This is a genomic window from Amycolatopsis sp. NPDC001319, from assembly GCF_042896185.1.
GTDB lineage: Bacteria > Actinomycetota > Actinomycetes > Mycobacteriales > Pseudonocardiaceae > Amycolatopsis.
Genome location: NZ_JBIAWY010000002.1, coordinates 702,779 through 715,752, shown reverse-complemented (window position 1 = coordinate 715,752; position 12,974 = coordinate 702,779). Strand labels below are relative to the sequence as shown.

The following is a 12,974-nucleotide window of genomic DNA, read 5'->3' as shown; positions in this document are numbered from 1 at the left end:
CACGGCGGCGTGGGGAAGGGCGCGGCCGTGAGGTTAGAAGGGGCGGCGGAAGAAGTGGTTGGCGGCGAAGGCGCCGACGGCGGCCAGGGCGGCGCTGATGAGCAGGGTGGTGCCGGCGGCGGAGAAGCCGCCGCCGGGCATGCCGAGGGCGATGGAGCGGATGGTGTCGACCGCGTAGGTCAGGGGGTTGGCCTGGGCGACGGCGCGGAGCCAGTCGGGGAGGGCTGCGAGGGGCACGTAGGCGCTGGAGACGAACATGAGCGGGAAGACCGCGACGATGCTGATGTTCTGCATGGTCTGGGCCCGCCTCAGCCAGGCGCCGAGGGCGAGGAAGACCCAGCTGAGGCCGTAGCTGACGACCAGGGCCAGGGCGACCGAGACGACGCCGCCCAGGAAGCCGCCGCCGGGGCGGTAGCCGAAGACGGCGACGGCGGCGACGAGGAGGGCCACGAGTTGCAGGGCGCAGTAAGCCAGATCGGCGAAGCTGCGGGCGACCAAGGGTGTCGAGCGGTGGATGGGCATGGAGCGCAGGCGGGCGAGGAAGCCGTTCTTCAAATCTTCCACCAGGCCGACGCCGGATTGCATGGCTTGCTGCACCGCGTTGTTCAGCAGAATCGCGGGCATCAGGTAGTCGATGTAGGTGATGCCGGGCGGGAAGCTCGACGTGGTGGCCATGACGGCGAACACCTGCGTGAACATGAACAGCAGCACGGCCGGCTGCAGCAGGCTGAACAGGATCATCTGCGGATCGCGCACGGACGTCATCAGGGAGCGGCTGGTCAGCACCGCCACCTGGGTGGTGAACGAGCTGCCCCGCGGGCGGGGCGGCGCGGCCGTGGGTGCGCCGCGGGTGAGGGTCGACGTCATCGGGTACTCCAGGAAGCTCAGGCGACGCGCGAAGCGTGCTGGTCGGCCAGGGTCAGGTAGACGTCGTCGAGCGTGGGTTCCGCGAGGGCCACGTCGTCGGCTTCGATGCCGGCGCCGTCGAGGGCGCGGAAGACGGTGGCGATCTCGCGGGACGACCCGATGGGCGCGACGATGACACCCGGCTCGGAGACGGCGGGGTGCAGGCCCGCGCCACGCAGCGCGGCGCAGGCGAGGTCGGTGCTGCGGAGCCAGTCGAGGCGCACGGTGACCGTGCGCTGCCCGACCTGGGCCTTCAGCTCGGCCGCGGTCCCGGACGCGACGACGGCGCCCGCGGAGAGCACCGTGATGATGTCGGCGAGGCGGTCGGCCTCGTCGAGGTACTGGGTCGTGAGCAGCACCGTCGCGCCCTCGCCGACCAGGCTCTCGACGATCTGCCACAGGTTGAGCCGGCTCGTCGGGTCCAGGCCCGTGGTCGGCTCGTCGAGGAAGATCACCTCCGGCCGGCCGACGAGGCTCGCGGCGAGGTCGAGCCGCCGGCGCATGCCGCCGGAGTAGGTGCGCGCCGCGCGGTCGGCGGCCTTGGTGAGGCTGAACGCCTCGAGCAGCTCGTCGGCGCGCGCCCGCGCCTGCGTGCGGGCCGAACCCAGCAACCGGGCCAGCAGCACGAGGTTCGCGCGGCCCGTGAGCTCTTGGTCCACCGAGGCGAACTGCCCCGTGAGGCCGATGCGGGAGCGGACCTCACCGCCTTCGCGCGCGACGTCGAACCCGGCGACGCGCGCGGTGCCGGAGCTGGCCGGCAGCATGGTGGTGAGGATGTTGACCAACGTGGTCTTGCCCGCGCCGTTGTGGCCCAGCAGGCCCAGCACGGTGCCGCGCTCGACGCTCAGGCTCACCGAGGACAACGCGTCGACCGACCCGAACGTCCTGGTGATGCCGGTGGCCTCGATCATCGGGTCGCCGGTGCTCATTCGTGCCCTCCGGGGCTCGCCTCGGGCCGGCAGCGAGCTTCTCGGTCCTTCCGGACAGCCGCCGGCGGTGCTTCGACGAGCCGAGTCTCACCCGGGGACGACGAGGGGTCCACCGCGCCGTATCAGCAAAACTCTCGGTGGACCGCTAGAGAAAGACCCCGGTCAGGCGGCCTCGTGCAGTGCCGCCAGCAACCTCGCGGCGCGCGTGTCCACGTCCTCGGCCTGCAGTTCGTTGGTGGTGAAGGAGAACGAGACACCGCGGTTGGGCCACGCGCCGTGCCGGCCGCCGCCCGCGCCCGAGTGGCCGAAGGCGCCCGGGTCGGCGCCGTCCGGGCCGTAGGTGCCGATCGGGTCGGCCAGCTCGAAGCCGAGACCGAAACGCAGCGGCCGATCGTTGATCGCGTCGACGCCCTCGCTCCACGTGCGGGTCGCCTGCGTCAGCACGGCCGACGGGACGAGCGAACCCGCCAGCAGCAGGTCGTAGAGCCGCGCCATGCTCGTGGCCGTGCCGACGCCGCTGCCGGCCGCGAGCTCGGCGCCGCGGTACCCGGGCGAGTTCATGGTGTCGGTGGAGTCCAGCAGGCCGCGGTACATGCGCTCGACGACGCGGCGGCGCTCGTCATCCTGGAGGAACGTGCTGATCCGGTAGCCGGGCGCGCGTTGCAGCGTCGCGACCGGGATCGATGGCGGGGTGCCGAGCCGCAGATCCAGCCCGTGCGGAGCGGCGAGCAGCTCGTGCAGCAGCTCGCCGACGCGCTGGCCGGTGACGCGGCGGATCAGCTCCGTGGCGAGGTAACCGTAGGTCAGGGCGTGGTACGCGACCCGGGAGCCAGGTGTCCACAAAGGACTCTGTGCGGCGAGGGCGGCCGCGTTGGCGGTGTTGTCCGTCATCGGCACGTCGGCGTCCACATAGGGCAGCCCGACGGTGTGCGCGAGCACCTGCGACACGGCCACGTCGGCCTTGCCCGCCGCCGCGAACTCCGGCCAGTAGCGCGCCACCCGTTCGCTCGGGCCGAGCTGGCCGCGGGCGGTGAGCATCGCGACGAGCGTGGCCACGATCCCCTTGGTACCGCTGAAGAGCACCACGCGCGTGTCCCGGGTCCACGGCACACCGGGCGCCGCCGATCCGGCACACAGCTCGACCACGAGACGGCCCCGCCGGAAGACGCTGAACGCGACGCCGCCCGAGGCCGCGGCGGCGACCTCGTCGAACGCTTCGCGCACCGCCTCGAACCCCGGCCGCACCTCGCCGTGGCCGGTCATAGGCGCGGCGTGGTGGCCAGCAGTTCGCCGGTGTAGGAGTGGGCGGGCGCGGTCAGCACGGCTTCGACCGTACCCTCTTCCACGATCTCCCCGCCGCGCAGAACGGCGATCCGGTCGGCCACCTCGGGCGCGAGCGCGATGTTGTGCGTCACGAACAGCACAGCCATCCCCAGCTCACGGCGCAGCTCGCCGAGCAGCTCCACGATGGTCGCCTGCACCGACACGTCCAGCGCGGAGGTCACCTCGTCGCACACCAGCACGTCGGGCGTCGTGACCAGCGCCCGCGCGATGGCCGCGCGCTGGCGCTCCCCGCCGCTGAGCTGGTCGGGCAGGCGGTTCGCGAGCGACCGGCCCAGCCGCACGCGGTCCAGCACCTCGGCCACGCGTTCGCGCCGCTGCGGGCGCGACAGCTAGGTCAGGTGCACCAGCGGCACCTCGATCGACTGCGCGATCGTGCGGCGCGGGTTGAGCGAGGAGAACGGGCTCTGGAACACGTACTGGATCCGCCGCCGCTCGTCGTTGCTGCGCTGGCGCGTGCCGGGCGCGAGCGGGGTCCCGTCGAGCGCGACGGTGCCGGTGAAGCCACGGGTGAGACCCGCGACGCACTGCGACAGCGTGGTCTTGCCGGACCCGGACTCGCCCAGCAGCATCACGCACTCGCCGCGCGTCACCTCCAGATTCACCCCGCGCAGCACCTCCTGGCGCCCGTAGGAGACCCGGATGCCTCGCGCGGCCAGCACCGCGTCCGACGGCGGGGGAGCGGCACCCGGTTCCGCGCCCAGATCGGGCACGGCGCCCAGCAGTTCGCGGGTGTACGCGTGTTCTGGTCGCTTCAGCACGTCCTCGGCCGTCCCGGTCTCCACCACGCGACCCCGGTACATCACCGAGACGCGGTCGGCGAGCTGCGCGACCACGGCCAGGTCGTGGGTGATGTAGAGCGCGGCCACGCCGTGCTCGGCCGTCAGCCGCCGCACGGTCTCCAGCACGAGCGCCTGCGTCATCACGTCGAGCCCGGTGGTCGGCTCGTCGAGCACCACGACACTCGGCCGGCACGCGAACGCCATCGCGATCCCCACGCGCTGCTGCTGCCCGCCCGAGAGCTGGTGCGGGTACCGCCGCCGGTAGGCCGGATCGGCGGGCAGACCCACCTCCGTGAGCACCTCGGCCACGCGCTCCTCGACCGGGCCGGGGTAGCCGTGGGTCTGGAGCACCTCGGCGATCTGCAGCCCGATCCGCAACGACGGGTTCAGCGACAGAGCCGGGTCCTGCGGCACGTAGGAAACGGTCGCGCCGCGCAGTTTCCGCCGCTCCGGCGTCGCGAGCGAGAGCACGTCGACGGGTTCGCCGGCGCGCGGGTGCAGCGTCACCTCGCCACCGTCCTCGACGAGGCCGCGGCGGAAGTGGCCGAGCGCGGCCAGCCCCGCCGTGGTCTTGCCCGACCCGGACTCGCCGACGAGCGCCAGCACCTCGCCGGGCGCGATGCGGTAGGAGACGTCGTGCAGCACCGGCCGGCCCGCGGCCGTCTTCACGCGCAGGCCGGTCACTTCCAGCGCGAGCTGGGGACTGTCCACGGCGGTCACGAGCGTTCCTCCCGGGTGCGCCCGGCCGCGGCCGAGGCGAGCGAGTCGGCCACGAGGTTCGTGCCGACGGCGAGCAGCGCGATCGCCACCACCGGGAGCAGCACGCCCCACGGCTGCACGACCAGCGCGATCCGGTTCTCGTTGATCATCAGGCCCCAGTCGGCCGTGGGTGGCTGGATGCCGAGCCCGAGGAACGACAGCGACGCGATGTAGCCGATGGAGTAGGTCAGCCGCAGGCCGAGCTCCACCATGAGCGGGCCGGTGATGTTGGGCAGGATCTCGCGCAGCAGGATCCGGCTGCGGGGCACGCCGTACATCTCCGCGGCCCGGATGTAGTCCTCGCCGCGCACCGCCACCGTGGCCTGGCGCGCGACGCGGGCGGTGCGCGGCGCGTGGGTCAGGCCGATCACCAGCACGAGGAGCCAGCCCTTCGGCCCGATCACCGCGATCGCGAGCAACGCGATCACCAGCTGCGGGAAAGACAGCAGCACGTCGTTGCCGCGCATCAGAAGGCTGTCGAGCCACCCGCCGCCGTAGCCGGCGACCATGCCGAGCAACGCGCCCAGCACGATCCCGAGCACGGTGGCGAGCACCGCGTAGAGCAGCAGCGTGGTGCCGCCGGCGAGGAAACGGGTGAGCACGTCGCGGCCGAGACCGTCGGTGCCCGCGAGCCCATCCGGTTTGAACGGTTTGCCCGCGAAGTCCGTGGTGGTGTGGCCGGTGAGCACCGGCCCGAGCCACGGGCCGAGCAGCGCCACCAGCACCACGACCCCGGCCAGCACCGTGCCGGCCTTCGCCTGCGGAAACCGCCACGCCGTGCGGAGGAGCCCGCGGGCCTTGGCAGGTGCTTCGCCGGCCGTGGTGGCCGGCGCGAGCTCGTCGTCGACGGCGGTCATCGGCTCGCCTCCGTCCGCAGCTTGGGGTTCGCCAGGATGCCGACCACGTCGGCGAGCAGGTTCACCACGATGTACACCGCGGCGATGATCAGCGTCACGGCCTGGACCACGGCGACGTCGCGTTTGCTCACCGCGTCGATCAGCGACTGCCCGATTCCGGGGTAGCGGAACAGGAATTCGACCACCACGACCCCGCCCGCCAGCCACGCGAGCTGCAGCGCGACGACCTGCGCGACGGGACCCACCGCGTGCGGCAAGGCGTGCCGCAGCAGCACGGTCCGCTCGCGCACCCCCTTGAGCCGGGCCATCTCGACGTAGCCGGAGTCGAGGACCTCGTTCATGGTCGCCCGCATCATCCGCGTGATGTACGGCGTCACCACCAGCACGAGCGTCGCCACCGGCAGCACGAGCTGGCTCGGCTGCCGCCACACCGGTTCACCCGGCGCGGTGAGCGTGACCGAGGGCAGGACCTTGAACACCGTGGTCGCGAACAGCACGATCAGCGCCACGCCGATCACGAACTCCGGCAGCGCGGCGATCACCAGGCTGATGCCGGACACGGTCTGGTCCGCGGCCCGGCCGCGCCGCATCGAGCTCCACGTGCCCAGCGCGAGCCCGAGCGGCGTCGCGATCACCGCGGCGAGCACGAGCAGCACGAGCGAGGCCACGATCCGGTCGCCCAGCAACGTCGTCACCGGGCCCTGCGTGGACGTCGAGGTGCCGAGATCGCCGGTGAACAGCCCGCCGAGCCAGGTGAGGTAGCGCTGCCAGACCGGCTCGTCGAGGTGCAGCTGGTGCTGCAGCGCGGCGATCCGCTCCGGTGTCGCCTGCTGGCCGAGGATGGCGCGCGCCGGGTCACCCGGCAGCAGCAGTGTCGCCACGAAGACGAGCAAGGTGACCAGCCAGAGCACCACGAGGCTCACGAGCAGCCGTTTCACGATCATCCGGGTCATGCCGCACCTCCCTGTGCTGTGCCGAGCCACGCTTCGCGGAACTGGTAGCCGGACAGCGAGATCCCCGTCCGGTCCGGCACGAGTCCCGCCACGTAGACCTGGTGGGCGTCCACCTGGTCGACGAAGCCCCACACGATGAGGCCGCCGCGTTCGTACTCGATCCGCTGCGCCTGGTGCAGCAGCTCCGTGCGCGCCGCGGTGTCCACAGTGGCGCTCGCGCGCGTGACGAGGTCGGTGAACTGCGGGTCCTGCCAATGGGTTTCGTTGTACGGCGACTTCGGCAGCGAACCGTTCGCGACCTGGGGCAGGTAGTTGCGCGTGTACCAGAAGTCCTGCGCGAAGTCCCAGGACAGGTAGTTCTCGCCGTAGAACGTGGTGGTGTCGACCTTCCGGATGCGCACGGTGACGCCCGCCGCCTTGGCCTGCTGCTGGAACACCTGCGCCGCCTCGACCGCGCCGGCCTGGATGGGCGCGGTGACGAGCTCGATGTCGAGGTTCTCGTGCCCGGCTTCGGCCAGCAGCCGCTTCGCCGCCGGGATGTCCTGTTTGCGTTGCGGCAGCTGCGAGTCGTACGCCGGGTCGAACGGCGCGTAGAGGTCGTTGCCGGGCCGGCCCTGGCCGCTGAGGACCTGGTTGATCATCTGGTCGCGGTCCACGACCAGCCGCAGCGCCTGGCGGACGCGCACGTCGTCGAACGGCGGCCGGTCCACGCGCATCGTGAACGGCAGCCACGTGCCCGTGGCCGAGCGCAGCACGCGCATCCGCGGGTCGCTGCGCAGCACGTCGATGAGCGCCACCGGCACCTGGTCGATGGCGTCCACCTGGGACGAGAGCAGCGCGTTGATCCGGGCGTCGTCCTCGGCGAAGTTGATCAGCACGAGCTCGTCGAGGTAGGGCTGGCCGGGCCGCCAGTAGTGGTCGTTGCGCACGAACGTGCTCTGCAGCCCCGCGGTGAACTCCTTCAGCCGGAACGGGCCGGTGCCGATCGGGCGCTTCACGTCGAAGTCGGCAGGCACGATGCCGAGGGAGTATTGGCCGAGCAGGTCGTCGAAGCCGGAATCGGGCTCGGTGAGACGGAACTCGACGGTCCGCTCGCCCGTCGGCACCACCCGGCCGAGCATGGTCAGGCTGGCAGCCCCGCTCTTGGGGTCCTTCGGGTCCGTGATCCGCTTGAACGTCGCGACGACGTCGGCGGGGGTCACCGGTCGGCCGTCGTGGAACCGCACCCCGTCGCGCAGCACGGCGGTCCACGTCCGTGCGTCCGGCGACGACGTGAGCGATTCGGCGACCAGCATCTGCAGCTTGTAGTCGTGGTCGCGCAGCAGCAACGGTTCGTAGAGGTTGACCACCCGGGCGATGTCCGGGTTCGCCACCGGGACGTGCGGGTCGAGCGTGTCGGACGCGCCGCCGCCGGTCACGCCGACGCGCAGGGTGCCGCCGCGGCGCGGTGGCCCGGTCGGCGCGGCGGCCGCGACGCCCGAGCCGCCGCACGCGGCGAGCAGGGGAGCGGCGCCGAGCAGGGCGGCACCGCCGAGCGCCGCCGTGAGGAACCGGCGGCGCGGGAGGGAGTTCGGCTCACATCGTTCTTCCATGGGTGTCTTCCGGTGGGAGGCGGGCCGGGTGGGGTTCGGGAGAGCGTCAGGCGATGGCGCGCCCGGCGTGGTCGGGCAGTGGCGCGAGGTGGGCGCCGAGGCGCTCGGCGACGGCTTCGGGGAACGGCGAGGCTCTGCCCTCGGCGACGTGCAGGCACAGCAGCTCCTCCGTGGCCACGAGCTCACCGCCGACGTGCAGTTCGTGCCACAGCCGCACCTTCTTCGCCCCGACGGCGAGCACGGAGGTCGTCACGGTGAGCTCGGCGTCCGGCCCGACCTCACGCAGGTACCGCACGTGTGCCTCCACGGTGTACAGCGAAGCGCCGGTGGACTCGCGGTAGGCGGGATCGAGGCCGACGGCGTCCATCAGCGCCGTGGTGGCGTCTCCGAACACCAGCACGTAGTAGGGCTCGGAGAGGTGTCCGTTGTAGTCGATCCACTCGGGACGGACGCGGTCGTGGTGGACCAGGGCTTCACCCACGGCGGGCCTCGCCGACGGCGCGCTGGATGGCGATGATCGCCCGGTCCCGCTCGGCCACGAGGTCGGCGATCGTGCGCGGCGCGGCTTCGTCCTCGCAGCCGTCGACCACGGCGTTGCGCAGCTCGGTCGTGAGCTCCGGCGCATCGAGGCGGGTCCAGGGCGCCTTCAGCGACGGTCCGAAGTGGTCCAGCATGTGCGCCATGCCCCCTTCACCGCCCGCGAGGTGGAACGTGAGCATCGGCCCCTGCACCGGCCAGCGCAGGCCCGGCCCGTCGGTGATCGCGGTGTCGATCTGCTCCACGGTGGCCTCGCCGTTCGCGACCATGTGCAGGGCCTCGCGCCAGAGCGCCTCCTGCAGGCGGTTGGCGATGAACCCGGGCACCTCCCGATCCATCGTGATCACGGTCTTGCCGACGTGCCGGTAGAACTCGCTCGCCCACGCCACGGCCCACGGCGCGGTGAGCTTGCCGCCCACGACCTCGACCAGCGGGATGAGGTAGGGCGGGTTGAACGGGTGCCCGACCACGAGCCGCTCCGGCGTCTTCGCCGCCACCTGCATCTCGGTCATGCCGTAGCCCGAGGTGGACGACGCGATCACGACACCGGCGGGGGTGGCGGCGTCGATGTCGGCCAGCAGCTTCTGCTTGAGCGGCAGGTCCTCGGGAGCGCTTTCCTGCACGAACCCCGCGCCCTCGACCGCTTGGGCGAGCGTGGCGGTGACCGTGAGCGCGTCACGGCTCGCGCCGTCGGCCAGCCCGAGCGAAGTGAGGGCGGGCCACGCCGCGTCGACGAGCCGTCCCAGTTTCGCCGCGGCGTCCGGTGCGGGGTCCCAGGCCCGGACGCGGTAACCGCGGGCGAGGAAGTGCGCCACCCAGCCGCCGCCGATCACGCCCGCGCCGACGCACGCGACCGTGTCCACAGTGGATACGTCAGGCACGGACCCGCTCCTTGAGGCCGAGGATCTCGCGGGCCCGGCCGGGGCTCGCGATCGTGGCGCCGAGGTCTTCGACGATCCGCACCGCGCGCTCCACCAGCTGCCCGTTGGTCGCCTTGACCCCACGGGCGAGGTAGAGGTTGTCTTCGAGCCCGACGCGCACGTGCCCGCCGAGCAGCACCGACTGCGCCACCCACGGCATCTGGTCGCGCCCGATCGCGAACGACGCCCACTGCGCGCCCTCGGGCAGCAGCTTCACCATCGCCTGCAGCAGACCCGGATCGGCGGGCGCGCCGTAGGGGATGCCCATGCACAGCTGGAACAGCGGCGGCGCGTCGATCAGCCCTTCCGCCACCATCTTCGAGGCGAACCACAGGTGCCCGGTGTCGAAGATCTCCAGCTCCGGCTTCACCCCGAGCTCCTGGATGCGTTTCGCGCCGGTGCGCAGCATGTCCGGAGTGGACACGTAGAGCTGGTTGCCTTCGCCGAAGTTGAGCGAACCGCAGTCGAGCGTGCAGATGTCGGGCAGCAGCTCCTCGACGTGCGGCAGGCGGGCGAGAGCGCCGACCAGGTCCGTGCCGTCGACCGGCTTGAGCGGATCCTCCTCGTCGAGCGCGAGGTCGCCGCCCATCCCGGCGGTCAGGTTCACGACCACGTCCACTCCGGACTCCCGGATCAGCCGCACGGCCTCGCGGTACAGCGCCACCTCGCGCGACGGGGCCCCGGTCCCGGGCTCGCGGACGTGGATGTGGACGACGGCCGCCCCGGCTTCCGCCGCTTCGATCGCGCTCGCGGCGATCTGCGCCGGCGTGACCGGCACGTGGGGGCTCCGGCCGACGGTGTCGCCCGCGCCGGTGAGGGCGCAGGTGACGATGACCTCGTGGTTCATCAGGCTCCCTTGACGATCGACCTTTCGATGAAGTCGTGCAGGTGCGCGCGCATGGTGGCCACGGTGCTGCCGGGCTTGCGGGTCAGCACCTGGATGCCGAGACCGTCGATCAGCGCCGTGAGCTGCTCGGTGGCGGCCTCGGGATCGGCCACGCGGAACGCGTGCTGCTCCTGGCCGGTGCGGATGGTCATGAGGATCGTCCGGTACCAGCGGTCGTAGGAATCGGTGTAGAGCGACCGCAGCTCCGGGGCGAGGGACACCTCGTTCCACACCTGAAGCCAGACCGACCACTCGGCGCGCAGCACGCCGTCGGCCGGGAGTTGCAGTTCGACCAGCTTGAGCAGCCGGTCGTGGGCATCGGCGACCGCGTGCAGCTCGGCGACCTGGCGATCGAAGGCGAGCTTCACGTTGCGCCGCAACGCTTCGTTGAGCACTTCCGCCTTGCTGGGGAAGTGGTAGTGGATGGTGGCGGTGCTCGTGCCGCACGCTTTCGCGATGTCGGCGATGCGTACCCGGTGGTACCCGCGTTCGGCGATGAGCAGCCACGCCGTCTCGAGGATCCGCCGCCGCGGCTCGGACTGCGTGTGGTGCTCGGGATCGCTCTCCGGGCGCGCGGCGAGCGCGGGGACCGCCGTCACGGTTTTCGCGTCGTCGCTGCCGTTGAGCAGCCAGTTGACCGTGACGCCGCAGTACTCGGCGACCCGGACGAGCTCGTGCGGCGAGAACCGGCGGGTGCCGGTGAGCGCCTTGGACAACTTCGTCTCGTCGAGCCCGATGGCTGCGGCGAACTCCCGCTGGGCTCCCGGCATGGACCGGATCAGCTCCCGGACCCTGGTCCGCAGCTCCTCCGACTCGTCCATGCCGGAAGACCGTAACCCCGCGTTGCGATTATCGCAATACTCACGCCACCTGTGGCGTAACGTTTGCCGGGTTTCGTTGCGGTGGACCGGATTTGCGATCCTGGCTTGACTGCTGGGTCAGTCGAGGCCCCGGTTTGACCGCCGGCGGCGGTGCGGCTAACGTCCGGAACGCTCGACCGAATCCCTCCGCACCACCGGGAAAACCATGACCACCGCGCCCCCGGGTGCTGTCCGCACCGAGGTAGTCGACGGCGTGCTCGTGGCGACGATCGACCGGCCCGGCGGGAACGCCATCGACTCCCGCGTCAGCTTCGAGCTCTACGCCGCCTGGGCGCGGCTGCGTGACGACCCCGCGGTGCACGCCGGCGTGGTCACGGGCGCGGGCAGCGAGTACTTCTCGGCGGGCTGGGACCTCGCGCCGGGAGCCGGCGGGCTGGCCGGCGTCGCGGACTTCTTCCGCATCGGCAAGCCGATGATCGCCGCGGTGAACGGCCTCGCCCGCGGCGGCGGCTTCGAGCTGGCGCTGATGACGGATCTCATCGTGGCGGCCCCGCACGCCGAGTTCGTGGTGGCCGGCCCGCTCGGCACGGCGCTGCCGGCGCGACTGTCCGAAGAGGCCGTTGCCGAACTTCGCCGCGGTGGCGGGAAACTCACGGCCGCCGCGGCGGCGAAGTGGGGTGTGGTCCACCGGGTCGTGTCGGCGGGCACCGAGCTCGGCGTCGCGCTGGAGCTTGCGCGGTCGCTGGCGGGCACGCCCGGCGCGGCCGCGGCCGTGAAGGAGATCGGCCTCGGCGCGCACCGCGCGGACGACGAGTAGCGGCTCGCGGATCAGGAGGCGCTGTCCCGCGGCGCCACCGTGAACCGTCGCAACGCCAAGGCCGGGTTCGTGGTCCGGACCTGCTCCACGCGGTCGGCCGAGACCTCCGCGACGGCCACGCCCGGCGCTTCGCCGAGCGACGCGGCCACCACGCCCATCGGATCGACGACGAGGCTCGAACCCGACCCCATCGGCGCGATCTGCCCTGCCGCGGCGACGTAGACGGTGTTCTCGATCGCCCGCGCCTTCACCAGCGTCGTCCAGTGGTACTCCTTCAGCGGCCCCGGCACCCACTCCGCCGGCAGCGCCACGACCTGCGCGCCCGCGTCCGCGAGCCGCCGGGTCACTTCGGGGAAGCGCAGGTCGTAACACGTCTGGAGGCCGAACGTCAGGCCCGCGGCCTTGAACGTGGCCGGCTCCGTGATCTCCCCGGCGCGGACGAAATCGGACTCGCGGAAGCCGAACGCGTCGTAGAGGTGCAGCTTGCGGTACACCGCGGCGAGCTCGCCGTCGGGGCCGGCCACCACGAGCGTGTTGAAGATCCGCCCGCCTTCGGGCAAGGCTTCGTTCATCCCGGCGACGACGGTGATCCCGCGGCGGGCCGCGACCTCGCGCAGCCCGGTCACGAACGCGCCGTCGAGGCTCTCGGCCGAGGCGACGAACCGCTCGTCCATCGCCGGTACCGTGAACATCGAGTACTCGGGCAGCACCACGACCTCGGCTCCGCGCTCCGCCGCCTCACCGGCGAGCCGCGTGAGCACCGCCAGGTTGCCCGCTTTGTCGTCGGTGGGAGCGAACTGCGCGACGGCGACCTGCACCATGCCGAGTGTCCTTTCAGGAGCGACGAGAACCGTCACCGGTCTGTGTACTCCGT

The 12,974-nt window shown here is 72.0% G+C and carries 12 protein-coding genes and 1 pseudogene; 1 reads left to right on the top strand and 12 read right to left on the bottom strand.

The genetic code is table 11. The annotated features are described in order from the left end of the window. Positions 1-33: 33 nt before the first annotated feature. The 11 genes and pseudogenes from ACFY1H_RS09085 to ACFY1H_RS09035 form a co-directional block, all read right to left on the bottom strand. Entirely contained in the window at positions 34-867 is an 834-nt protein-coding gene (locus ACFY1H_RS09085; RefSeq protein WP_366582078.1) for an ABC transporter permease, read from the bottom strand. A gap of 17 nt (positions 868-884) precedes the next feature. Then, complete coding sequence (locus ACFY1H_RS09080) at positions 885-1,835, bottom strand: ATP-binding cassette domain-containing protein (RefSeq protein ID WP_386945622.1); 951 nt, start codon at positions 1,833-1,835, stop codon at positions 885-887. Between the two features lie 162 nt (positions 1,836-1,997). Next, positions 1,998-3,098, bottom strand: a complete 1,101-nt coding sequence (locus ACFY1H_RS09075) for a serine hydrolase domain-containing protein (protein WP_386945621.1) — start codon at positions 3,096-3,098, stop codon at positions 1,998-2,000. Beyond that, positions 3,095-4,669 (bottom strand): annotated as a pseudogene (locus ACFY1H_RS09070) (ABC transporter ATP-binding protein). The gene ACFY1H_RS09075 and the pseudogene ACFY1H_RS09070 overlap by 4 nt, the downstream one beginning before the upstream one ends. A 5-nt stretch (positions 4,670-4,674) precedes the next feature. After that, positions 4,675-5,574, bottom strand: a complete 900-nt coding sequence (locus ACFY1H_RS09065; protein WP_386945619.1) for an ABC transporter permease — start codon at positions 5,572-5,574, stop codon at positions 4,675-4,677. Beyond that, positions 5,571-6,527: an ABC transporter permease gene (locus ACFY1H_RS09060; protein ID WP_220240637.1), complete on the bottom strand. Its 957-nt coding sequence runs from the start codon at positions 6,525-6,527 to the stop codon at positions 5,571-5,573. The genes ACFY1H_RS09065 and ACFY1H_RS09060 overlap by 4 nt, the downstream gene beginning before the upstream one ends. Next, positions 6,524-8,119 carry an ABC transporter substrate-binding protein gene (locus tag ACFY1H_RS09055; RefSeq protein WP_386945617.1) on the bottom strand — a complete coding sequence of 532 codons (1,596 nt, stop codon included), beginning with the start codon at positions 8,117-8,119 and terminating at the stop codon, positions 6,524-6,526. Before ACFY1H_RS09055 ends, ACFY1H_RS09060 begins: the two co-directional genes overlap by 4 nt. Before the next feature lie 46 nt (positions 8,120-8,165). Next, on the bottom strand, positions 8,166-8,600 hold the full coding sequence (locus tag ACFY1H_RS09050; RefSeq protein ID WP_366582085.1) for a thioesterase family protein: 435 nt from the start codon (positions 8,598-8,600) through the stop codon (positions 8,166-8,168). Continuing rightward, positions 8,593-9,537 carry a 3-hydroxyacyl-CoA dehydrogenase NAD-binding domain-containing protein gene (locus ACFY1H_RS09045; protein WP_366582086.1) on the bottom strand — a complete coding sequence of 315 codons (945 nt, stop codon included), beginning with the start codon at positions 9,535-9,537 and terminating at the stop codon, positions 8,593-8,595. The genes ACFY1H_RS09050 and ACFY1H_RS09045 overlap by 8 nt, the downstream gene beginning before the upstream one ends. Beyond that, a complete protein-coding gene (locus ACFY1H_RS09040) occupies positions 9,530-10,423 on the bottom strand; it encodes a 3-keto-5-aminohexanoate cleavage protein (protein ID WP_386945615.1) in 894 nt (297 codons plus the stop codon). Before ACFY1H_RS09040 ends, ACFY1H_RS09045 begins: the two co-directional genes overlap by 8 nt. Next, positions 10,423-11,283, bottom strand: a complete 861-nt coding sequence (locus ACFY1H_RS09035) for a TetR family transcriptional regulator C-terminal domain-containing protein (protein ID WP_386945613.1) — start codon at positions 11,281-11,283, stop codon at positions 10,423-10,425. The genes ACFY1H_RS09040 and ACFY1H_RS09035 overlap by 1 nt, the downstream gene beginning before the upstream one ends. A 205-nt stretch (positions 11,284-11,488) precedes the next feature. Here ACFY1H_RS09035 and ACFY1H_RS09030 point away from each other — a divergent pair, with 205 nt between their 5' ends. Beyond that, positions 11,489-12,100, top strand: a complete 612-nt coding sequence (locus ACFY1H_RS09030) for an enoyl-CoA hydratase-related protein (RefSeq protein WP_386945611.1) — start codon at positions 11,489-11,491, stop codon at positions 12,098-12,100. An 11-nt stretch (positions 12,101-12,111) separates the two neighbouring features. On the opposite strand, the gene ACFY1H_RS09025 is transcribed toward ACFY1H_RS09030, so the two are convergent. Continuing rightward, positions 12,112-12,921 (bottom strand): carbon-nitrogen hydrolase family protein, encoded by an 810-nt coding sequence (locus tag ACFY1H_RS09025; RefSeq protein WP_386945609.1) that lies wholly within the window; start codon positions 12,919-12,921, stop codon positions 12,112-12,114. Positions 12,922-12,974: the final 53 nt, after the last annotated feature.